Source organism: Sinimarinibacterium arenosum (assembly GCF_005047655.1).
Taxonomy (GTDB): Bacteria; Pseudomonadota; Gammaproteobacteria; order Nevskiales; family Nevskiaceae; genus Solimonas.
Genome location: NZ_SUKF01000009.1, coordinates 1 through 20,230, shown reverse-complemented (window position 1 = coordinate 20,230; position 20,230 = coordinate 1). Strand labels below are relative to the sequence as shown.

General features: G+C 63.7%; 26 protein-coding genes. All 26 read right to left on the bottom strand.

Annotated elements, in window-relative coordinates:
* Nucleotides 1-13: 13 nt before the first annotated feature.
* Nucleotides 14-706 carry an N-acetyltransferase gene (locus E4T66_RS17250; protein WP_136850566.1) on the bottom strand — a complete coding sequence of 231 codons (693 nt, stop codon included), beginning with the start codon at nucleotides 704-706 and terminating at the stop codon, nucleotides 14-16.
* 21 nt (nucleotides 707-727) lie between these two features.
* Complete coding sequence (locus E4T66_RS17245) at nucleotides 728-1,525, bottom strand: hypothetical protein (protein ID WP_136850564.1); 798 nt, start codon at nucleotides 1,523-1,525, stop codon at nucleotides 728-730.
* Nucleotides 1,526-1,606: 81 nt separating this feature from the next.
* Complete coding sequence (locus E4T66_RS17240; protein ID WP_136850562.1) at nucleotides 1,607-1,951, bottom strand: hypothetical protein; 345 nt, start codon at nucleotides 1,949-1,951, stop codon at nucleotides 1,607-1,609.
* Between the two features lie 168 nt (nucleotides 1,952-2,119).
* Nucleotides 2,120-2,686, bottom strand: a complete 567-nt coding sequence (locus tag E4T66_RS17235; protein WP_136850560.1) for a hypothetical protein — start codon at nucleotides 2,684-2,686, stop codon at nucleotides 2,120-2,122.
* 29 nt (nucleotides 2,687-2,715) lie between these two features.
* Nucleotides 2,716-2,991, bottom strand: a complete 276-nt coding sequence (locus tag E4T66_RS17230; RefSeq protein ID WP_136850558.1) for a hypothetical protein — start codon at nucleotides 2,989-2,991, stop codon at nucleotides 2,716-2,718.
* A 383-nt stretch (nucleotides 2,992-3,374) separates the two neighbouring features.
* On the bottom strand, nucleotides 3,375-3,587 hold the full coding sequence (locus tag E4T66_RS17225; RefSeq protein ID WP_136850556.1) for a DUF7167 family protein: 213 nt from the start codon (nucleotides 3,585-3,587) through the stop codon (nucleotides 3,375-3,377).
* Between the two features lie 116 nt (nucleotides 3,588-3,703).
* Entirely contained in the window at nucleotides 3,704-4,342 is a 639-nt protein-coding gene (locus E4T66_RS17220; protein WP_169577683.1) for an RES domain-containing protein, read from the bottom strand.
* On the bottom strand, nucleotides 4,326-4,970 hold the full coding sequence (locus E4T66_RS17215; RefSeq protein ID WP_136850552.1) for a DNA-binding protein: 645 nt from the start codon (nucleotides 4,968-4,970) through the stop codon (nucleotides 4,326-4,328). The genes E4T66_RS17220 and E4T66_RS17215 overlap by 17 nt, the downstream gene beginning before the upstream one ends.
* Before the next feature lie 159 nt (nucleotides 4,971-5,129).
* On the bottom strand, nucleotides 5,130-6,170 hold the full coding sequence (locus E4T66_RS17210) for a patatin-like phospholipase family protein (protein ID WP_136850550.1): 1,041 nt from the start codon (nucleotides 6,168-6,170) through the stop codon (nucleotides 5,130-5,132).
* A gap of 131 nt (nucleotides 6,171-6,301) precedes the next feature.
* Nucleotides 6,302-6,625, bottom strand: coding sequence for a hypothetical protein (locus tag E4T66_RS17205; RefSeq protein ID WP_136850548.1), 324 nt, complete (start codon nucleotides 6,623-6,625; stop codon nucleotides 6,302-6,304).
* A 55-nt stretch (nucleotides 6,626-6,680) separates the two neighbouring features.
* Entirely contained in the window at nucleotides 6,681-7,541 is an 861-nt protein-coding gene (locus E4T66_RS17200) for a hypothetical protein (protein ID WP_136850546.1), read from the bottom strand.
* A gap of 74 nt (nucleotides 7,542-7,615) precedes the next feature.
* Nucleotides 7,616-8,383 (bottom strand): hypothetical protein, encoded by a 768-nt coding sequence (locus E4T66_RS17195; protein WP_136850544.1) that lies wholly within the window; start codon nucleotides 8,381-8,383, stop codon nucleotides 7,616-7,618.
* Between the two features lie 124 nt (nucleotides 8,384-8,507).
* Nucleotides 8,508-8,900, bottom strand: coding sequence for a hypothetical protein (locus E4T66_RS17190; RefSeq protein ID WP_136850542.1), 393 nt, complete (start codon nucleotides 8,898-8,900; stop codon nucleotides 8,508-8,510).
* Between the two features lie 61 nt (nucleotides 8,901-8,961).
* Entirely contained in the window at nucleotides 8,962-9,312 is a 351-nt protein-coding gene (locus tag E4T66_RS17185; RefSeq protein ID WP_136850540.1) for a hypothetical protein, read from the bottom strand.
* A 74-nt stretch (nucleotides 9,313-9,386) separates the two neighbouring features.
* Nucleotides 9,387-10,091: a hypothetical protein gene (locus E4T66_RS17180; protein WP_136850538.1), complete on the bottom strand. Its 705-nt coding sequence runs from the start codon at nucleotides 10,089-10,091 to the stop codon at nucleotides 9,387-9,389.
* 100 nt (nucleotides 10,092-10,191) lie between these two features.
* Nucleotides 10,192-10,488, bottom strand: coding sequence for a hypothetical protein (locus tag E4T66_RS17175; protein WP_136850536.1), 297 nt, complete (start codon nucleotides 10,486-10,488; stop codon nucleotides 10,192-10,194).
* A gap of 62 nt (nucleotides 10,489-10,550) precedes the next feature.
* Nucleotides 10,551-10,886: a hypothetical protein gene (locus E4T66_RS17170; RefSeq protein ID WP_136850534.1), complete on the bottom strand. Its 336-nt coding sequence runs from the start codon at nucleotides 10,884-10,886 to the stop codon at nucleotides 10,551-10,553.
* Nucleotides 10,887-10,972: 86 nt separating this feature from the next.
* Nucleotides 10,973-11,578 carry a hypothetical protein gene (locus tag E4T66_RS17165; RefSeq protein ID WP_136850532.1) on the bottom strand — a complete coding sequence of 202 codons (606 nt, stop codon included), beginning with the start codon at nucleotides 11,576-11,578 and terminating at the stop codon, nucleotides 10,973-10,975.
* Nucleotides 11,579-11,900: 322 nt separating this feature from the next.
* On the bottom strand, nucleotides 11,901-12,254 hold the full coding sequence (locus tag E4T66_RS17160; RefSeq protein WP_136850530.1) for a hypothetical protein: 354 nt from the start codon (nucleotides 12,252-12,254) through the stop codon (nucleotides 11,901-11,903).
* Nucleotides 12,255-12,317: 63 nt separating this feature from the next.
* Complete coding sequence (locus tag E4T66_RS17155) at nucleotides 12,318-12,737, bottom strand: hypothetical protein (RefSeq protein ID WP_136850528.1); 420 nt, start codon at nucleotides 12,735-12,737, stop codon at nucleotides 12,318-12,320.
* Between the two features lie 67 nt (nucleotides 12,738-12,804).
* Nucleotides 12,805-13,209, bottom strand: coding sequence for a hypothetical protein (locus tag E4T66_RS17150; protein ID WP_136850526.1), 405 nt, complete (start codon nucleotides 13,207-13,209; stop codon nucleotides 12,805-12,807).
* A gap of 83 nt (nucleotides 13,210-13,292) precedes the next feature.
* Nucleotides 13,293-15,029 carry an ATP-binding protein gene (locus E4T66_RS17145; protein WP_136850524.1) on the bottom strand — a complete coding sequence of 579 codons (1,737 nt, stop codon included), beginning with the start codon at nucleotides 15,027-15,029 and terminating at the stop codon, nucleotides 13,293-13,295.
* A gap of 840 nt (nucleotides 15,030-15,869) precedes the next feature.
* Nucleotides 15,870-16,415, bottom strand: coding sequence for a hypothetical protein (locus E4T66_RS17140; RefSeq protein WP_136850522.1), 546 nt, complete (start codon nucleotides 16,413-16,415; stop codon nucleotides 15,870-15,872).
* 84 nt (nucleotides 16,416-16,499) lie between these two features.
* Entirely contained in the window at nucleotides 16,500-17,084 is a 585-nt protein-coding gene (locus E4T66_RS17135) for a hypothetical protein (RefSeq protein ID WP_136850520.1), read from the bottom strand.
* 66 nt (nucleotides 17,085-17,150) lie between these two features.
* Nucleotides 17,151-17,936, bottom strand: coding sequence for a hypothetical protein (locus tag E4T66_RS17130; protein WP_136850518.1), 786 nt, complete (start codon nucleotides 17,934-17,936; stop codon nucleotides 17,151-17,153).
* A gap of 1,189 nt (nucleotides 17,937-19,125) precedes the next feature.
* Nucleotides 19,126-19,461, bottom strand: a complete 336-nt coding sequence (locus E4T66_RS17125; RefSeq protein ID WP_136850515.1) for a hypothetical protein — start codon at nucleotides 19,459-19,461, stop codon at nucleotides 19,126-19,128.
* Between the last annotated feature and the right edge of the window lie 769 nt (nucleotides 19,462-20,230).

Sequence of the window (20,230 nt, the reverse complement as noted above, 5' to 3'; positions counted from 1 at the left end):
CAGGTGCCCCCCGTTATCCGGCCCCGCGGGAGAATGGGAACCGCTGGGTTTCGACGTGCCTGAGGTGACGGACATCTGCCGTCGTGAGCCGACCATCCACCGCATTTTGCGTGAGTTGCTTCATAAGATTCTCCTCCACCTTCGTAGACGGGCCGGTTTGCCACAGGTCCGGTGAGGGCAACCGAATGGAGAAGCGCCGGTTCGGGTTCGGAGGCGGGATACGCAGCGCGGCGAGGTTGCCTTCTATGCGCGGAAAGCGACCAACGTTTGAGGGGGTGCAGCCGGGCTCCTGAACCTTGAAGCCGTAGGCTTCGTAGAACGCGCGCCGCCGCGCCTCACCAGACTCCGGACTCAGTTCTCCCCAGACCCGCGCAGTGGGATCGCACAACGCTCCGAGGATCGTAAGGCACGTATTCAGCAGTAGCGTTCCGACGCCCTGGGAGCGGCAGCCCCTGTTCTGCAGATCTTCGAGACGCGCCACCCGGTAGCGCGGCTGCCCAAGCGGACGAGCGTTCAGCGTTGCCCAATGCTCGATTTGCTCAATCGGGTTGCAGCGTGTGTCCAGCAGAGCTGATGAAGGGAACAACAGCTTCAAGTCGAGCCACGCGCTGTCGGTGCGCATCGAAGCATGAATCCCGACCGGCGGATCAGCATTGTCTCGGGCGGTCGTCCAAACCCCATCATGTAGCAGATCACGTGTGAACATCGGCTCGCTCCAACTCGGGAATCAGGCCGACTGGGCCGACTCGATCACATCCCGAATGGCGACGGCCATATCCATCGGCACCCACAGCAAGGCCTCGGTTTTGGTGAACGTCCACTGGCACGGACCAACGACGACGCGGATGGGGGAACGATAGCCCAGCACTTCCGTGCGCCGAAAGAGGCGAAGGCAGTCCGCGACGGGGAAGCGGTCGCCCGCGAGCTCGCCGAGCCGAAAGATCGACTCGGCGAGTCTGGAGATCGCCATCGCGTGGAAGGTTAATCCGTCCGAAGGAAGTCGCGGGGTGTAATGGAGACACCCGCCAGCCACGTGAAACGTCACGCCTCCTCGTTCGGACTTCGGGGCCCGACGATCCAGGAAGCCATCGCGTTGAATCCCGAAGGCTATGGCGAGCTCGCACGCCCACCGGCGATGCGCAACCGATGCGCCCCGGCCCCCTCCGAAGCGCTCGAATAGGGCCTGCCAGTACCCGCCGAAGTCGGGCGCGGTGGCGTCAGTCCGGATGCCGGCGTCGCGAAAGACCGCCTCCACGTCCTCCTCGCACAGCAGCGTATCGTCGCCGGCGCACAACTCCTTGCGAGCCAGTCGCGTCACGACGTCAAACGCGTCACGCGTCAGGCTTTCGAGGCTGGCCTGTCGCAGCGGCGACCAGGTATACGGGGACCAACATGCGCCCAGCGCCTCGGCCTCGGATGACAATGCCTCGACGGCCGCGCTCGCGCTCGCGGCACGCTCTATGTAGGCGGGCCAATGCTGGGTGAGGTGAGCAACCACGGGGGGCAGTGTGTCGTGCGGCGTCATGCCAAGGCTCCGGTCCATTCCTTCGTCTACCGTAGCGATCGACACGCGCCCCACTGCGACGCCCGCCCTCCACGCTCGGGCTCACACGCTGGTCGTGGGTCGCTGCCCGGCGAACGCGACCAATTGGCGCTGACGCTCAAGATCCGCGAGCAAACCACCGACCGTTGCCGATTCGCTGGCGAATCCGCACGAGTCCTTTTCACACAGGACGGCGTGCATGGAGTCAATCGGAAAGTGGAACAGGGAGGAACCGCACCAGGGGCATGCAGCATCGAGCGTGCTGCCGCGCAGCCGCGGGTCCAAGCGGAGCGACTGCAGATCCAGCGCGGGGTGTGTGCGGGCCGGGCTCCCCGAGCGAATGATCGTCAGGACCAGAATGGCGAGTACGACGCCGAGAACTACCAAACTCGCCAGGAACAGCAGCATTGATATCGTCATTGCAATACCTCAGCGTCATCGAGTAGCTCCGCATCGCTGGCCGAAACACTCCCAGCTTTCTCAAGTTCTTCAAACTTCATCAATGGGTGCCTCGCCGACTCAAACGTGGAACAAAAACAGAAGTGGAAGCGTGACAGGGTGTCCGGAAACGCGCGTTCAGCCGGACGCCACCCGCTCCTGAGTAACAGAAGACGCGCCCAACACGTGAAGCACGCGCTCCAGCATCGTGCCCTCGTCCTTGAACTCAATCGCCCACTCATCATCGGGCAAAGGCTCGAACAGGACCTGGGCGGACAACTCGAAGAACGTCTTCGCCAGCTGCGCAAGCACGTCTCCATCGGCGCCGAAAAAAGAGACACGCACGGATCGGCTGCCCACCCGAGCCCAGCGGATGTCGGTCAGGCCTTGGGTGGGCTTCGCTTGGATCGACGCGCCCTCCAGCGCCGCGTTGTAGCGTGCCTCGCTGAGGTCGACGGCAACGGTTTCCCACCGACCGCCTGCAAGGTCGTAGGTCACCAGGATGTCATGGCCGAAAATACGACACTGTGCGTGCTGTGGCGCAAGAGCCGCACCGTTGGCCTTGACGCCTGCAATGAGGTCACAGGAATCCACATCCGCCCCGAACGGCGAGTTGACCAGGAATGTGTGGACTCGTGGATTCTCCTTCAGAAGTGCAATCACAACCTCGGAGTTCAGCTGGGTGTTGACGGTGTTGGTAGTCACGTGGGCTCCTGTCTGCTCAGGGCTCCACCCTACGGCGCCGGCGCGCGCCCCGTTGGTGCGCGAGGCATGGTTTCGGTGTCGATGAGCGCGGCGAGGCGGCGCATGGCAGCCAGCGTGCCCGAAGCCCGGTTGTTGTCAGGGGACCGGGGGCCAATGGGTTGTACCAACTCGACGGCGGCGGCGATCAACAACAGGCAGGTCAGCGGCTCATACGATGGATCCAGGGTGAGCTTCATCGCCGCCCGGATCGGGTCGCCGTGGGTCGCCTGTGACGCGTAGCGCACCGCCTGACCGTATTCGAGCATCAGGTCGGAGTATCGGTGCCCCAGCAGGAAACGGACCGTCTCACGGCATTCCGCAAGCTCGGGGGATACGCACAGATGAGGGGGTGGTGTGGGCACGGACAGTAGACGCCAACGCAGACCAAGTCGGGCTCAGGTGCCTGCGGCGCCGCAGTGCGCCCGCGCCGTCGCGGAGTTTCTAGCCGACCTCTGCGGGCGCCTTCGCGCCGTCCCCAACATCAACAATTCGCACCTTCGGCAGTTCTGCCGCAAAGGCGAAATCACTGATTGATATCGCTTTCATATCCGCACACCTCGGTTGCCGTTGCGCCCGGGAGGAAAGGCCGGTGCTTGCACATAGACGGCGCGGGTTGCCATCGAGGGGCGCAAGTAACGAAGCAAAGGCCCTATCCGCCCTCGTCCTCGTCCGAGTCGACTTCTTCAAAGCCCCACTCCATACGCTCCCACGCCACTTCCTTCATGCGGTCCTCTTGCTCGTCTTCGGACATGGCATCCCACGCGTCGTCGGAGAGGCCAATGTCATCCAGCGAGATCACACGATACGAACAGCTATGCGCGTTCGCGCCGCTGTCCAGCCATATCTTGAATTTCTTCGCCATGGTGTCCTGTTCTGGTGCTGTAGGTGGAGTTGCCACCCTACTTGCCCACATGCGGTCCCGTAGCTCCCGCCAGTGAACCCGACGGAATGGAGCGGACGCGTGCGGCAACAGCGCCGCTACCGTTTGAGGTAGCCCAGGCGATAGGTGAAAGCGTCGATCAAATCCGTCAGGAGCGGATCAGCCAGGGGGCGGTTGGCGAGCGGCAGCTCCGGCATGGCGTCTTCAGCGCGATCGGTCAGCACCAAGGCTTTCGAACCGGCGTCCATGGAGGACAGGTACAACAGGCCGTCGCAGGTGTATGCCTCGTAGAGCGCCCGCGCCCACGCGCGCGCCCGGCTTCGCGGGCCGGAGTGTATGTTGAGCGACGCGCCCATCTGCGTAGCAAAGCGGCCGGTCAGATCAAGGAGTTTCAGGCTCCGGGTCGGAGCGAACACGGCCAAGTATGGGTCCCCCGCCGTGCGGTTCACCGTCCGGGTGACCTGGAACACCTCCGCGAGACAGGTCATACCGGTAGGCGCGCAGTAGATCACCTTCCGGTCCTGAGCATGAGGTTTGCCCGCGGCGTCCAGCAGGTGATGGTCGAAGCGCGCATTGGCGGCGGGCCCCCATGCGCGAAAGGTATTCCACGACGATGGGTGCGCCCCGCTGGCGAAGTAGATGCGCGCGAGGCGGTCCACCTCGGCACGCAGCGTGACAAAAGGAGGATTCAGCCCCCGTAGCGTTGGTACGTCCGGAGGGTTACCCAGCTTCGCCACGCTGCAGCCCTCGGGCGATGGCGGCGACCGCATGCTCATCCCCCGTCTTCAGCAGATACTCGCGCGGAGAGACCGGCGTCTCGTCGGCACCCAGCAAATCCGGGGTTGGCGTCGCCAGCCAGGACAACACTTCCAGTGGGTCGTACCCGTCTGGCAGTGCCTGCAGAACTGTGCGCAAGCCGGGGATGGGCGCGTTGTCCTGGAACTGTTGCTGCGGGAGTCGTGTCTCCCCGTCAGCGGACAGCGCCAGTAGCGAACGCTCGCGGACCCGCTGACGGATGCGCGACTGGTCTACGCCCATCATCTCGGCGGCCTCTCGCGTGGTCAGCGCCTGCTGGAAAATGTGGAAGAAGACATGGAGGGCTTCGGCTCGCGCGGCCTCCGCATCGGCCTGCGTTTTCGCGTCCGGCAACATGCCTACAGCGGCGAGCGCTGAACGCTCCGTCGCGGACACCCCAGATGCGAGATCGAGGGACGGCGGCTGACGGAACTGGCTCGGCCCCTGTGGATCAACGTGAAACCGCGTCAACGCCGCCCGAATATAGGCTTCATCGTCCACAGTCTGAGCCCGACCCGTGGCGTCCCGGTCCTGGAACAAGACCTCGTGTGCGGATGGCGCGATAGGCATTACCGGATACTCACGGCAGGAATGTAAGGGAATAGTAGCACCGGGGGCGTCTCCAGAAAAGGCGGGCAGCCCGGAAGCTGCCCGCAATTGGCCCTTTGCAGGACCGGAGGAGACCACCTACAACGCCACCCTACTCACCGAAACAGCGCCCCGCTGGGGTCACGCGACCCTCTGAAGCTCATCGTCGTCCAGCTCCGGAAAGCACACGGCGGGCAGCTCGGGGATGCTGTCCAGCGCGATGCCGGGGCGATGGACGGCCCGACGCACGCGATCCCCGAAGTCGTCAAACCACGCCTCTCCGGTGGCCCGCAGTGCCGCGATATTCGCCGCGCTGGTGTCATCCATTTCTGTGGACGCCCCGTCCGCCAGCAACCCTTGCACCCGGACATAGCGCCTGCCGAGCATCTGGCTGCACCAGTAGTCCGTCGCGGATGAGGACGCATCAATCAGGTGATCCACGATGCCGTGGCGCAGCCAGTCCACCCCACCCCACCCGGCTGCATGCTTGCGAAAGTCCTCCGTCGCTTCGGGCGTCGGAGCGGCGCGGCCCGTGCCAACGGCCACTACCACGATGTCCTGCGGGCGAACCCCGGCCCTGATGGCAGCGGCGACCGCCGCCATCGCCGGATTGTTGGCGCCTACGCCGCCGTCGATCAGGTAGTAGTCCTGGTCGCCCTCGACCGTGGCGGGCGGGAAATACACCGGGGCCGCGCTCGTCGCATCCGCAACCTGCGCCATCAGCGGATTGCTTGCGCTGTACTGGCCGCCGTGGCTCTTGAACACCACAAACTGCTTTGCGGCGGGATCGTAGGCCGTGACCAGAACCGGCTTCACGCTGTCACGCACACGCGCGGTGCCGAACACTTCCGCGAGTACCTCCGACTTGCCGCGACCGTCGTACTTCGGCCCGAATTGCAGGGCCGTCGGCCACACCCGGTCGAATACGCTCTTGTCCATGATGCGCGCCGCAGCCACCGGGCTGAACAACGAGGACGCCGCCAGAGCGGTGCCGCCCCGGCCCCCGAGGAACAGTGCCAGTAAGCCGCCTGCGCTGGTTCCTGCGAAGTAGTCGAAATGGTCCGTCAGCGAGCCGCCGAGGTCAGCTTCCAGCTTCGCGAGAAACGCGGCGGTCGCCGCGCCGCGCACGCCGCCACCGTCCATGGACAGGATGCGAAACAAAGGGCGGGGCTGGGTGGTCATCGACGTTCTCCGTCATGTGCTGATGACCTCACCGTACTGATCTACCGCTGCCCCGCTCCCGTCATCTGGCGACGCCTGCACCTACGCGGTGGCGCGCGATACGCGCCCACGTCTGCCACTCCAACAGCAGGCTATTGCGCGTCGGACTCGGAGGTGCGCGCGTCAGCCCAGCCCTCCGGGTCGTAGGGCGCCCACACGTTCTCGGTCATCGACGGAAGGGACTCGCTCGGGGACACGGACAACATCGGCTGGCCGTCAGCTTCCACGCTGCCGGGGCACAGGGCCGGCGAAACGCCGTTGATGGTCCCGCCACAATGGTCGGCCACCACCTGACCGATCGCCTCGAAAAAGCGTAGGAACGTGTCTTCGCTGTCCAGCTCCCCGAGCGCCTGCGGGTCGGTGAGCAGGGTGCTGACGATGGCGGCCAAGTGCGCCGGCAGGATTTGCTTACTCATGATTCGTTCCCCTTGTGTCTCAATGGTCGGGCTTCTACGTGGTCAGGCTGCGACGTCAGTCCAGCGGCGTGTCTGCGGGCACGATGCTTTCGATGCTTTCCCGGACCAGCAGTGCCAGCTCCAGTGGCATCCAGACCCGCGTGCAGTTCTTCGTGAAGATCCAGCGGCACCCACCAATGTCCGCGCGCACCGGAGCCGTGTCTCCTTCCAGCGTGGAGCCCCGGAATGCGGCGACATGGGCGTCCGTCGGGAAGCGACCGTCGGTGAGCAGGCCAAGCGCGGCCACCGTCTCGCACAGTCCCCGGACAGCTTGGTACGCCAGCTGATAGCCCTGCCGCACGATGCGCGGTTCCAGGACTGAGCGGCACAGCTCGAAAGTCACGCCGCCGCGTTCCATCTTGGGCGCCGCCATTCTGCTGTGCGGATAGCGCACCAGACCCAGCTCAAGGCGCAGCTTCTTTGCCGCGGCGCGGTGTGCAAGGCGAACGCCCGCGCCGTTACCGTAACGGGCTTCCAGCGCGTCCCAGTAGCCCGCGAAATCGGGAGCGGTGTCCGATCCGCGACCGAAGAAGGCGCGCACGAGCTCGTCTGCGGTGTGCGGGCTCAGGACAGTTTCGTCGCCGGCGCACAGCACCTTGCGCGCGTACTCGCCAATGGACTCAAAGGCGCTGCGTGTGAGTGAGTGCAGGCTCTGCTGGTGAAGCGGGTCCCAGTCGAACGTGGAACGCCCGCCACCGAGTGCCTGGGCCTGCGAGTTCAGACCGGCCACCGTCGCTTCTGCCGTCCCGATCGCGCGGACGAGGGTCGGCCAGCTGTCGATCAAGTGCAAGACCAGCGGGGGAAGGCTGTCGGACGGCTCGGGGGCGCCATCAACACCGTCAGCGACGTCCGGAAATATGGCGAACTCGGTTTGCATGGGGTGCTCCTGCGTTGCGATGGCTCCACCCTACGCAGAGCCAGCCGCCCCGCTCCGCGCCTGAGGCGGGCGCGTCAATCCAGCGGCGTGTCCGAAGGCACGATGCTTTCGATGCTTTCCCGGACCAGCAGTGCCAGCTCCAGTGGCATCCAGACCCGCGTGCAGTTCTTCGTGAAGGTCCAGCGGCACCCACCGATATCCGCGCGAAGCGGGGCCGCCGCGCCGGCAATCGCGCCTTCCCGAAGCCCCTCGACGTGGGCGTCCGTCGGGAAGCGACCGTCGGTAAGCTGGCCAAGCGCCTTAACAATCCGCGTGAGCACAAGGCTCGCGTCGTAGCCGACCTGATATCCGACGGCCCGGATGCGCGGCTCCAAGGCCCTGCGACACAGCTCGAAGGTCACGCCGCCGCGCTCCATCTTCGGAGCCTGACGCCAGCTATTCTTTTCGAGCGCCAGGCCCAGTTCACCTCGCAAACTGTGCGCCGCCGACACGCGCGCCAGCCGCGCGCCGACGCCGTTGCCATAGCGCGCTTCCAGCGCATGCCAATAGCCGGAAAAATCCGGAGCGCGCGTAGCGTCGCGACCAAGAAAGTCGTAGATGATTTCGCCTGCCGTGGAGTCGCTCAGGACGGAATCGTTCCCTTCGCAAAGCGTCTTGCGCGCATATTCGGTGATGACCTCAAACGCACTGCGAGCGAGGCCATGCAGACTCTGGCGCCCCAGCGGGTCCCAGCCATACGCAGAGCGATGCGCGCCAAGCTCGCGGATTTCCAAATTCAGGCCGGATACCGTGGCCTCAGCGCTTTCGATCGCGCGGACGAGGGTCGGCCAGTTGTCGATCAAGTGGCAGACCAGCGGCGGGAGGCCGCCCGAGACCTCTGCGACATCGGACTCAGCTCGATCAGAATCGGGGAACAAGGCGAGTTCGGATTGCATTGGGGCGCCCCTGTAGTGCGATGAGTCCACCCTACTGGGCCACCGATGCTCCGCTATCGCCGCGTCCAGACTCAGGGGCGACGGGCGGGGCGTTGAGGGCCGACAGCTGCGCGCGAATGTCCGCCAGGTGCCGGGAAAGTGCCGAGTCAGCCAAACCCGTGGTGAAATCCCCTGCACGTCCAGCGACGACTTGCGCAAGAAGCCGCTCACTGGTGCGGAGCAGTGCCAGCAGCGAACCTGCGGCTACGGCGATACGTGCGGCCGCATCCGCGCGATCAATGTCCTCATCGGTGTAGTCAGCGTCGTCAGAATCAAGGTCGCGAATCTCGTAGAGAAATGAGGGCCCCTGATTTGCGACGTAACTGATACCTCCTGCTGTATAGATCAGCACAGCAGGCGAAATGGGTAGCGTTGCGTCACTCATGTATCTCTCCGGCAATGGGGCGTGTGGTCACCCTACCAACACGTCCACGCCCCACAACCGACTACCCAAACAACGCCCGGGCACTCCACGCCTCAAGGGCCGGACTCGATCTGAAGGCGCTCACCTGCTTGAGCCATCGCTTCAGCGCGCGCACGTCCTTTTGGAGGGGACCGGCTTCAATCGGCACATACAGCGCGCAGCCCAGCATCTGAAACTGCTCGGGGGTCGGCGTAAACAGCCCAACGAACAACTGTGCCTCGACTGCCGCATAGCCGTCCTCGCTGTCCTCCCCAGGGGGCGCGGCCCACTGCCCGACCAAACGGACGAATCGGGGATACCCGACTTCCCCTGTCTGGATGCGACCGTCACTGAACTGCACATACATCCGCCCTGCGTGGGCGTCGAAGCTCATACGCGAAAGACCGCTGCGCGCGTCGAGGTCGCAGGCCAGCAAGACGGGGCGCGGGGCCTTGTGCGGACGCGACCTCAGCACGACGCACCCGTGCAGAGCGGAGTCGAGTAAATCGCTTCGAGTGCAGGAAGCTCGCGGCACAGAAACGCTGCGACCGCAGCGGTGTACGGACCGGCGAAACCCGGTGTGCGCGCGTCGCAAATCCACTGCACGCGGCGCGTCAGTCGCGCCCAGTGCCGGTCGCTGAACGCGGCCGCCGCAACGCGCGCCGCTGCTGCGGCGCTGCGAAAATGGTCGTCAGTCCACGGCTTCGGATACGCCGCCAGGGTTTGCTGTTGGACTGCACCGAAGAGTTTCGAGCAATCATGGTGACGCGCGTGCATCAGGCGACACACCGTGCCGGAAACTCGGGGCCACGCCCGTGCCGCCTTCGCCATCGGACTGGCCAGATTGCGCGCAAGCGCTGCCGTGACTTCGCTGACAAGCGGATCATCGGCCGGGAGCGAAAACGCGCCGACGAAGTTGGAGAAGCCCGCGAAGGCCGGCACGAACAAAACCGTATCGCCGGTGACTCGAATGAAGTCCGTCACACCGCTCCCGTCTTTGGCGCACAGCGCCGCGCCTTCCAGCATGCGAATCGTCAAGCGCGCCTTCAGGTGGTCGTCGGCGTCAACGCGCTCGGCAGCCGCCATGGCCGCCTCACCCGCAATGAACTCGGCGATCTCGGGGGGCAGCAGATGGGCGGAACGACGCAGGTCGGATAGGCAAGTCGCCAGCATGGATACACTCCAATACGGAAGATGGATGCCGGCTGGTCGCCGGGCATGGATCCACCCTACCGGCGCCAGGGCGCCCCGCTATAGATCCGCAGGGGGCCCATCACTCTCCTTCCACCTCCTCATCTCGCACCCAGACCCAGGCATTGACCCACACTCCGCCATCCCCAACGCTCACGATCGGCTCGTCGTCGATCTCGATGTCGTCGGTGCAGTAGTCCTTTCGGGCCTGCTCGATGTGCAGCGTACGGGTCGCGCGGTCCGCGTGAATCGATTCGATGGAGCGTTTCGCTGCCTCCAGCTTCGCGCGCGCATCATCTGCGCCAGCGAGCGCCGCGTTGATCGCGATGTGCGCGCTGTGCAGGGCAGTAAGGCTAATCATAGGTGCGTCCTGTGCCATCCCAGTCTCCAGTTCATGAGGCAATGGGTCCACCCTACGCACCAGTGCCTGCCCCGCAACGCTCAGTCCGCCACCTCCGGGAAGTCCTCGGCGGGAACAATCTCGCCATGCACCGGCCCATAGGCGCCATCTGCTCCGCGCGTCCACCGCTTGCAGATGCGGCCGCTCGTCCCTTCGAACTTGATGACAACGGTGCGCCGGTCTTTGGAAATCGCGGCGTCGATGGCGACAGACTTCCCAAGCAGCGGGACATCCACGTATTCGTCAGCTTCCAACGCTTCAGATTCCACGCCGGGCAGTGTGAACACCCCGCGCACGCACACCACCTTCGCCTGCGCCGGGAACTGGGTGCCGTGACGCGCCCTGTTGTCAGGACCTGCAATGATGGATTCGAACATGGCTTACCCCCTGTGAATGAGGTCGAATTGTCTCAGTCACGACAGGCGCGAGGTGGGAACGCAAGCTTGCGCCGGCATTGGCCGGCTCAGCCTGGCATCAGCGCATTGGCCCCTCGCGGCGGCGACGCGGGTCGCATCTTGACCACGGAGGCAGCGGGCCATTGCAGAAGACCCGTTAAGGACTCCGCCAGTGAATCCGTGAGGCTTTCGCCTGCGCCAAGGTGTTTGGCGGCGAGCAGCGTTCGAGAATCGACGGTGATGGTGCCGCGCACATCAACCGTCACCATGTGACCGACGACATGCCGAACCGTGGCGGACTCGGCAAGCAATGGCGCTTGCTGGAACTTTAGGCGCGGTAAGTCCTGCCCCGGAGTAGGCGAAAGCGTCTGCGTTGCGGCAGCAACCTGGTTGCGCCACCGTCGCGACAGGATCGCGCGAACGGCGCAGAAAACATCCACCTCGAAGATCGGAATGGATGTGCCCGCGACCGTGACCGCGAGCTGCGCGTCGGTCACTGCGAGTTGATCAACGAGGTGAGGGATCAGCGCCGGGCCCCTGACGCCCGCCGCCATTGCGGCATGAGCAGCATCGAGGACCGCAAGCTGCCGTGTGTTGGCGACGAAACCGGGGTGCTGACTCCCCTTCCATTCCTCTACGACATCAGCGGACGGGAGTGTGTAGGTATTGGGCATACGAAATTCAGAGATAGAAGTGGCGGGTTTGAAAGTGGGGGTGTTACACGTCGCGATGCGACCTCAGCGGGCGCACGTGGCGACAGCCTCGTCCAAGGGATCAGGCGGCACGCGTGACGCCTTGCGGTGTGCATGCGAGTCCGTAGCCATGATCCCTCCCGAAGTGTGCGGATATAGACACACGACATGACCACGCCAGCAGGCGCGGCGGAGAGCGCCGTTGCGCAGCAGTCCTGCGGTGGTGATCTCCCGTGCCCTTAGTCTCGCCGTACGTGCTGCCCGCAGCCCCGCGACCCCTCCCGCTTTTCGCCGGGGCGCGTGATCATGAGGGGGCGGCGAACGCCCGTTCCATGGAAACCAGCTGTTTGATATCCGAGAGCCGCAGGCCCCTCGCATGCGCCTCGGGAATTGCGTAGGCATCGCCTAGTTCAAGCCACACCAGCTGGAGCGGTCGCGTACTCCAAACCATGTACTGCGCGTAGCCGTCCGCGATCTGGAACCGAACTACCTCGCCGACGAGATCCACGGTGGGCCGCTGGGCACGAGCGGCCGTGGCAAGCCGGGCAATATATTCGTCCTCGGCTTTTTGATATGCAGCGAACCCGGAATTAAACCCTGACGAAAAGTCCAGCTTCGGTGGCGGAAATTCAGAGGGGGCCCGATATACAGTGGCCATTGGCGCTCCTTGGTGGTTCGTCTTTGAGAGCTCCACCCTACCCAGCGCAGCCCACCCCGCAACTCACGCAAGTGTCCAGTGCGCTCGCCCACCGCCGAGGTCGCGCCTGGCGGCCACGGTCAGTTTGCGCGTTGCGAAAACCTCGCCGCCGTATCCCCCGGTGTTGATCGCCACCAAAGAACCTCCGCGTTCGACCACGCGCCCCGAGCACGGACCACGCCGGGTCTGGCTTGAACTTAGAAACTCAACCTCATCACCGACCTTCATCGAGTCAGCGTTCAACACGACGGACCCACAGGGCTCCACCGACTCCCAGTGTTCGATGGCGTAGGTGCTCTCATGGGACGAAAACTCCATGTCCCCCGCCTGCGCGAGCGCGGTCTGCAGCGCCGCTTGCACGTCGGCATCCGAATCCGAGGGGGCATCCACCTCGAATGTCTTCGTGGCGACTGCGGTACGACTGACAGTGACAGAGATACGCATAACAACCTCCAAGCAAGAATTGCGGTGGGAAAGCGACGCGCCAACCCAAGAACGTCGGAACCCGACGCTACCCTCTGTCAGCCTCCACCTTTTCAGACACCCAATCCCAGTAGCCGCGCCGGGTGTCGCCCTCAGTGACCTCGTGCATCCAATCCGCAAGTGGGTAGTCGGGATGCTGCCCCCACCAACCGCCGTGGGCGTCCTGAATCGCGATCGGTGCGACGCCGGTGTCAGGAGACTGCGCACCCGCCACCGCGACATGGTCAGGGACCGCGCGCGGCCCGAAAAAGTCAGTCCCGTCCCAGTCAGGATCGGACTGCGGGTCAGCCACGGCGACCGTGGCCTTTTGCGAGCAGTACGCGTCGCCGCTCTCCGCAGCGCGTGCGAGGTCGGCTATCCCGCGCTGGCACGGGTCGGAGTCGGACCAGATGATGATGGTGGTCTTGAACAGTGGGAGTGCTTTCGATGTCATGGTGTCGTCCCTGTGGGGCGCACACATTGCGCCGGGTTACGAGTGGTCGCGGAGGGGCGGGACTGGTCCCGCCCCTGTATGCGTCAGGCCGCCTTGGCGTCGCGTGGCGCCGGGTTCCGACGCGGTTTCTTCGCCTTGCGCTCGGCGACCCGCAGTGTGGGTCGGCCGTCGCCGTCGCCGCCAAACACCACCTCGAAGCTGCGGCCGGCAAGCAGGGGGCCGGTCGACCCTTTTGTGAGCGACCACAGCGCGGTTTGCAGCAGGACCGCAACGTTGCCCGTTCGCGCTATCGTCAGCGCATTGTCCAGCGCGGCCTGATCGTCGTCATACCAATCATCCATGTAGTGATCGAACTCGTCGGTGAACGACGAAAGCATCTTGCACAGGGAGACCGTATTGGCGCGTTCCCCCACTGCGACCATGGCGCCCGACGCATCGGAGGGGACCAAGCCAAGCGCCCGATCCGATGACACGGTTCCAAGCGCACCGTCGAACGTGATCGATTTGCACGGCACGATGACGTGGTCGATGCAATGCCCATCCACCGTCACGGGATCGGTGGCGTCGGCAAGGGAAAGACGCGGGTAATCCAACAGCTCAGAGCGGCAGTGCGCAGAGCGAAAGATCCAGTGGCCCGGATCGAGTTGGTCGTCGCGAACAATTGTGGCCTGCTTGAGGTAGAGGTACATCGTCTGGTTGAACTCCCCGATCAGTTCTTCCTCAAAGTCCTCCCCGCCCCCTCGCAGGCATTCCAGATCCCCGTAACTCGACACCGCGGGAAGCGCGCGAGACAGGATAAGTGGAGAGCGCGCCGCGTCCTCCATGCTCAGGTCAGGAACGGGATATGCGCCGCCTTCAGCATCGGCGTGGTAGCGCGCAATGTCCGGCAGCTCCAGCACGCAGCCAGGCAGAACGGGGATGTCGTTGAGCAGGTGGGCGCAGCCAAGCGAGATCACGTCGCTTGCATCACGGATCAGAGTGGCATGGTCCCCATTGTCCTTGAGTGCTTTGTAGTGCGCCTGCCACTGAGCCTTTACTGCAGCGGAGATGGTGCGCTTCGCGTCGGCCTCGTCGATCAGGCAGTCGCGGTCCGGGGCGCGCGCGCGAAACTGCGTGCTGTCGAGATGGACAACGCCGGCGGTTTCACCGCGCCTCGAAGTGCCTGCGAGCGTCGCAACGCGGAAGCCCTGCAGGTAGACAAATGTCTCGACCTGAACAGATGCGCCAAGGCGCACGCAGCCGATCGCGGTTTGCTCGAACTCCTGGGACTCAGCCATCGGCCGGGGCAGGGCCACTCCGTTGAGCGTGACCGGGATGGGAAATCCCATAGCGGCGGACTCGAAGCCATTCTGGCCGTGATACCCCAGCTCCAACGGGATCGGCTTGTGCATCCCCATCATTCGGATCATCGTGCGGCGCTGATCGCACGTGTAGAGCTCCACAGGGCGGAACGCCAGGATGTCAGCGGTGTCCGCCACGAATCCGCGTCCCTTCGATTCGACGTGGAGTCGTTCGCACCCGAACACCGCCGACCAGAACCCCGCGCCGAACGCGCGCTCAGCGCTGGCGGTTTTCGCGTCCCAACCCGACTTCGCCAGATTCAACAGCGTGCCAAAGTCGTCGATGCCGACACCGTCATCGTAGACGGTCATGACCCGTGCCGCTTCGTCGTACTCAATCTCCACCGTTGGACTGCCGGCCCGGCGTGCGTTCTGCATCAGCTCCAGAAGCACCTTGGCCGAGTCGGTGAAAGCGTCCTTCATCAGTTTGAAGACGCCAGGGATATCAGCGGTTGCAACAATATGGTTCGAGGCCGTCATCGGTGCGCGTGTCCGTGTTCGGTGGGTGTGAGTTCACCGTAGTGAACGCAGGGCGCCCCGTTGGACTCCAAGCCGAGAGATCAGGCAGAAGACCACTGCAGTGCCAGCCCTACGCGCGGGTCGGGATCACACCGCCGAGTGAGTCCCGACGCACACCTTCACAGCGCGATCAGGAAATCGCGAGGGCCCGAACTCATAGAGCGGCCTGCCTCTCGCGCGGGCCTTCGCACCGTGTTACGCATGGGCGCCGACGTGCCGCCGTAACCGGCATGCGTCGGTGGACGCCGGAGCATCCGTCGGCAGGCAAGGCCTATCCGAAGAGCGCGCGCTGCGACCATGCTTGGATCGCGGCAATCTGCGGGCTCCGAACACGCCGGAGATCTCCCGCGGGCACGAATTGGCAAGCGTCAGCGCTGGACGCACGTGGATACCGCGCGGTGATGTCAGCGAACCCGGAGCACAGAAGGTCGCGGCGAAGGGCCTGGGCGTGCTCATGACATTCGGATCGACTCCCGCTCCTGATGACTGACGCATCCAATCGATCGGGCGACCCGTCCGGGTTGAGGCGGTCGGTGATCTGAAGGAGTTGATATCCGTGGAATGGAGTCTCGCGAAGTTCAAACTGATGCTCTATTTGCACGGCCGAGCCCACGGGCGTGCGGTACTTCCAGTATCGGGCGAGCCTGCACGATTCGGTATGCGAAGAGTCCATGTCCGCTCCATCCATTGACTGTAGACCCATCGTATCCGGCGGGGATGCGCCCCGTTGAGGCGAAGGACAAGACCGCACTCGCGACCTGTTGGCTTCTGGTCGGCGTAGGCAACGCGGGCCAGGTGCCGTCAGGGGGCCGGGCCCACCGTCACGGTCTCCAGTTGGTAGCTACCGTCGCATCGAATCAGGGCATAGCCTTTGTCGATGAGCGATCCATCGTCAGTGAGCTCACCGACCACAAAAGCGCTGAGCGCTGCGTCCCTGGACTGCGAATGCGAGCGGACTAAGAGATCCGAGAGCCCCAACGAGTACCCACATTTCGCGCTGAAGCTCTCAAGGTAGTTCGAGTACGCACGCTGTTGGGAAGGAGCCACGTGCAAGAGCGTAGATAGGAGGTCATCGATACTTTGTGGACCAACGCCCCCATCGGCCGGCGACGGCGCGACCAGGACATCAAGGAAGAGCGGGTCAGGCTCGGAGGTCGGAGCGAAATGGCTGCGCTTGGGGCCGACATCCGTGCCTGCAGGTCGGCCGCGAGAGACCGATGCCGCGGCGGATGCGACCGGTGGCTTCTGGGCCTCCGGTTGATAGATGGCGACGAGTCCACCGACCGTGAGGGCTGCTGCAAGGAGCGTGACCGTCGCCACCCGCCCGGAAATCAAGGGCGTTTCCATCGCAACGCTTCCTGATCAAGCATGGACCGAGCGCGCCCTGGGGGCGACAGTGCGTTCATCCCAAAGGCACCCCGTGCCGGACGCTCACGCACCATCGCCATCGTCCGACGGGTACAGCGTTGCAATGTCGGCGCAGCGCGCTGCGCCCAGTTCCCTGCGTGCGACTTGCCAAGCACGGTCCACGTCCTCCCAGTCCACGCTTTCCCCGTTCGCACGCCCGGCTGAGTAGGCATGCACCAGCAACGCGGCAGCGCTGAGCTCCTCCGATTCGAGTTCATCAATCGCGGCGAGCAACTGCGCGTGTCGGCCCTTGCGCTCCGCGGCGATGTCATGGAAGCCCTGCTCCTTGTTGAAAGCAGCGGCGTCGAGAATGTCCTGCAGCACGGCCTTGGCGGCGTCGATGAGTGCGGTAGGTTGCGGAGGAGGGGTGCGCGCCTGCAGGCCAGCGACGAACGCCTTGACCGCTTTGATGTCGGCCGGGTCGGCGCCCTGCTGTTCATCCAGCGGGCTGATGTCATTGAGGTCCGCACGGCCGTCATCCAGCATCGGGCATCCGAGAATATCTCCGTCACTGGTGATGCCGAAGTATCCCCCGAGGAGCGCGCACGGGTAGAGCTCGGTTTCGTCAGGCGCGAAGACGGAATCGGTCGGGGTGGCTTGCGGCGTCATGGACAGTTCCTCGGTTAGCGTGGCGATGACACCACCCTACTTCCGGGGTAGCGCCCCGCTCCTCCCTCAGACGACAGCCTCCGAGCCATCCTGCGCGAACAGCGCCTCCCAGGCCTGCATCTGCGCGCGCTTGGTCAGGCGCCGCGCTGCGATGTCGTCGCTGCGCTCTGGCATGCGAGCGTCAATGTAGGCGTTCAGCGAGCGGTAGAGCGACGCAATCCCGTTTTCGAGGCGCACGCGATTAGTGAGACCCGTACCGGGGTCCACTTCGTCAATGCCTTGGATGATGCAGCGCGCTGCAATCGATGAAAGCTGCGGGATAAGTTCCGCAGGTGATGCGGAAGCGGTAGGCGTGACCGATCCGGAGGCAAGTCGAAGTCCGACGACGGTCTCGTCAAGTTGGGCGAGCACGTCGGCGACTTCCGTCCAAACCTTGTCACTCAGGCTCGGGAGCTTCATGGCTGCGTCAAGTTCTCCCAGCTCCTCAATCAGCTTGCCGAAGCGACGCAGCTGCATCAGGTTCGTCGTGGGGATCCATTTGTGCATACGCGGTCCCTGGGGCTGTGTGGTACCGGAGGGCGCCTGGGGGGACGAAGTGTCCCCGGCGCGTAGCACCAAAGGGGCCGTGTCGGAACCCAACATCAGCGTCCGGTCCACCCGAGCGAACAGGTCCGGCGCAAGCTCCACCCCCTCGCTATTGAAGATGTCGGCAAGCAGGCGGCCACGCTCGCGCACCTGCCGCTGGAGCGCAATCAGGGTTGTCTCGCATGCCGTGAGTAAATCCTTGTCGGAGCGGGCCCGACGGTGGGCGAGCTCTTCCAGCAGTGACGGCAACGTATCGACATTTCTCATTGACAGTCTCCTTCCTGGGGAGTGGTTAAGTGAGGGCGTGCCACGTGCTGCGCGGCCGACGCATCCGCAACGAACGCGCGCACAAGGGCCGTTCGCCGGTACTTGTAACGAAGCATCCGGAACTGGCGGAGAAGAGGGTGTTATCCCCGGAGCAGAGCGTGGCACTGCTAACCCGGACGAATATCACTGAAGTCGCCTCGATGACTTCGGGATGTATGCGTCAACCCGTCCGGGGTCTAGCACTTCGTACCAGATATACGCACTGTTCTCGTAGTGCCGATTCAGTCGCTTTACTAACCCTTTCCGCATAAGGTCTCTCAGAGCGGGCTCAAGGACGGACCTCTCGACGTCAGGCAGCAAGACGGCGACGCGCTCTTTAGTTGGATCTTCCAACCTCTCGCCAAGCGCTATCCTGTTCCACATCACTGCGAGAAGGCGTGCGCAGAGCTCTTCATCAGAAGATATGGGGGACACTCCGGCGCAGAACGCGCGTGTGCGAGCGAAGAGGTCGCTGCTCCAAAAGTTAACCGTTTCAAGAACGGAAGGTTCAGCCTGGGCCATCGTGGGCTCGATGTGTAGGTACACCATCACCATGCACGGCGAACAATGCCCCGCTACTTTCATTCAACCAACTCAGCGATATAGACCGGGCGGCCGTATCAATCCGCGAGGCGGCTTTGGCTGAAAAGCCATGCAACTCATGTCTAAATTCAATTCCTTTCAATATTGCCCTTCCGTGTTGCACTGAGCACAAAGGCATTTAACAGATTGATTTTGTTAACGTGAATGTGCCACTTGGTGGACGGATCAATGCGCCAAAAGACGTGTTGTTGCATCTGATGCACGAATATTGAACATTCCCGGAATCGAACAATCGTGAGAAATCTCAAAGCGATAGCGGAATATCACGCTTTTGGTTAGCAAGTGTGATCCAAGACAAGAAAGTTGCATTAAACGCAAAAAAGCCGCAGTAAGAGCGGGATAAGAGCAGTGGATGCTCCTTAGACATTGGAGTTTCGTTTTTTCGCGGATTCAGTGATGGTGACCATCTCGACTCACGCACACCTTCATCCTGCCGCAGCCCTTCTCCATAAGCTCGCAGAGCTGCTTGTGCAGCCTCGCAACCGTCATCGTCTTGAGTTTTGCCATTTCCTTGTCTCCGGTTTAACTATGGGTTCAAGCGCGACCCTCACGAGCTGCGCTCGCTCGGGCCGCTTAACCCGTCGTTGGGCGTTAGGTCGGTAATGCTGATGCAGGCAATCCAGACATCCAGCGTGCCGTACCGCTCAAGAATCGACGCCCGGTAAGTGCTTCCAAAGGTCGCGCCATGCTGTCGCTTGAATCGCCAGATGCGCCCGGTCATTCGGTTCTGTTTTCCGTAGCCGCGGCTCAGCGTGACAAGCCGCCCGAGCTGGCACGTTCGTTCGTTCCAGCGCGGCCCGTATCGGCGCAATTCCTCGCCCTTCGTTCCTGCGGCGAACTGGTCGTAGTAAACGCCGCACAGCGGGACAAATAGCGGCTTCATCGGTCCGCAACCGCCCGGCACACCGGCGCAGCCGACGAGCACTCCGCGTGCGCGGCCAGAACCGGGGTGTTCTGCATCATCTCCCGCAGCCTCATCTCACCAACATGGGACACGGAATAGCTGTAAACCCACTTCGGAAATCCAGGTTGCCAGTTAGGCGTTGGCAATCCGTACGGTTGCCTCGTGAGCACCTTCTCTCGGGCCAGCCGGGCCAAGTCTGCGGACAGCAGAGCGCACTTCGGAGCGCCCCACCACATCAGCCTGCATGTGGCTCCAGAGAACTCGATGTAGTCCTCGACAAACTGTCTATTGAGTACATCGACGTACCTGTCCGCATGCACCCTCACCAGCAACCACGCATCACGATCCTTCTTCGGCTTGAGGGCACGCGAAGAACAAGCGGATGCAGCTGGGGCCCCACGCGCCGGTTCGTTCACGGCTGTTCCCCAGTGTTGTGCTTTGCGTTAAACGCATCGAGGGCCGCGCGACCAGCGTCGCTAATGCCCCCGCCTGGGATTAGCAGCCCCCGCTTACGCAGCGACTGTATCGTCCATGTCGCGCCGCCATGCGCACTGCGGCCATGCAGCCCGGCGCACAGCGGCCGACCATCACGCGCGTTCCGCAGCATGTTCGCCTGCGCAGGTGTCAGTTTCTCTATGCGACTCGCGGAAAGGGCGTCCTGTGATGTTTCTGCGTTCATGTCATCTCCAGTTGCGCCGGAAGGGAAAGCCGCCCCGCGCAGCGATGGGCCCACCCTACCCAGCCACGT

Bases quoted from the DNA above. Each gene is read 5' to 3' on its own strand.
- E4T66_RS17205 (WP_136850548.1), bottom strand. From the start codon at position 6,625: ATGAGTAAGCAAATCCTGCCGGCGCACTTGGCCGCCATCGTCAGCACC.
- E4T66_RS17175 (WP_136850536.1), bottom strand. From the start codon at position 10,488: ATGGCACAGGACGCACCTATGATTAGCCTTACTGCCCTGCACAGCGCG.
- E4T66_RS17200 (WP_136850546.1), bottom strand. From the start codon at position 7,541: ATGCAAACCGAGTTCGCCATATTTCCGGACGTCGCTGACGGTGTTGAT.
- E4T66_RS17190 (WP_136850542.1), bottom strand. From the start codon at position 8,900: ATGAGTGACGCAACGCTACCCATTTCGCCTGCTGTGCTGATCTATACA.
- E4T66_RS17180 (WP_136850538.1), bottom strand. From the start codon at position 10,091: ATGCTGGCGACTTGCCTATCCGACCTGCGTCGTTCCGCCCATCTGCTG.
- E4T66_RS17245 (WP_136850564.1), bottom strand. From the start codon at position 1,525: ATGACGCCGCACGACACACTGCCCCCCGTGGTTGCTCACCTCACCCAG.
- E4T66_RS17185 (WP_136850540.1), bottom strand. From the start codon at position 9,312: ATGAGCTTCGACGCCCACGCAGGGCGGATGTATGTGCAGTTCAGTGAC.
- E4T66_RS17160 (WP_136850530.1), bottom strand. From the start codon at position 12,254: ATGGCCACTGTATATCGGGCCCCCTCTGAATTTCCGCCACCGAAGCTG.
- E4T66_RS17250 (WP_136850566.1), bottom strand. From the start codon at position 706: ATGTTCACACGTGATCTGCTACATGATGGGGTTTGGACGACCGCCCGA.
- E4T66_RS17140 (WP_136850522.1), bottom strand. From the start codon at position 16,415: ATGGAAACGCCCTTGATTTCCGGGCGGGTGGCGACGGTCACGCTCCTT.
- E4T66_RS17215 (WP_136850552.1), bottom strand. From the start codon at position 4,970: ATGCCTATCGCGCCATCCGCACACGAGGTCTTGTTCCAGGACCGGGAC.
- E4T66_RS17240 (WP_136850562.1), bottom strand. From the start codon at position 1,951: ATGCTGCTGTTCCTGGCGAGTTTGGTAGTTCTCGGCGTCGTACTCGCC.
- E4T66_RS17145 (WP_136850524.1), bottom strand. From the start codon at position 15,029: ATGACGGCCTCGAACCATATTGTTGCAACCGCTGATATCCCTGGCGTC.
- E4T66_RS17135 (WP_136850520.1), bottom strand. From the start codon at position 17,084: ATGACGCCGCAAGCCACCCCGACCGATTCCGTCTTCGCGCCTGACGAA.
- E4T66_RS17125 (WP_136850515.1), bottom strand. From the start codon at position 19,461: ATGAAGCCGCTATTTGTCCCGCTGTGCGGCGTTTACTACGACCAGTTC.
- E4T66_RS17165 (WP_136850532.1), bottom strand. From the start codon at position 11,578: ATGCCCAATACCTACACACTCCCGTCCGCTGATGTCGTAGAGGAATGG.
- E4T66_RS17225 (WP_136850556.1), bottom strand. From the start codon at position 3,587: ATGGCGAAGAAATTCAAGATATGGCTGGACAGCGGCGCGAACGCGCAT.
- E4T66_RS17130 (WP_136850518.1), bottom strand. From the start codon at position 17,936: ATGAGAAATGTCGATACGTTGCCGTCACTGCTGGAAGAGCTCGCCCAC.
- E4T66_RS17150 (WP_136850526.1), bottom strand. From the start codon at position 13,209: ATGACATCGAAAGCACTCCCACTGTTCAAGACCACCATCATCATCTGG.
- E4T66_RS17230 (WP_136850558.1), bottom strand. From the start codon at position 2,991: ATGCTCGAATACGGTCAGGCGGTGCGCTACGCGTCACAGGCGACCCAC.
- E4T66_RS17170 (WP_136850534.1), bottom strand. From the start codon at position 10,886: ATGTTCGAATCCATCATTGCAGGTCCTGACAACAGGGCGCGTCACGGC.
- E4T66_RS17210 (WP_136850550.1), bottom strand. From the start codon at position 6,170: ATGACCACCCAGCCCCGCCCTTTGTTTCGCATCCTGTCCATGGACGGT.
- E4T66_RS17155 (WP_136850528.1), bottom strand. From the start codon at position 12,737: ATGCGTATCTCTGTCACTGTCAGTCGTACCGCAGTCGCCACGAAGACA.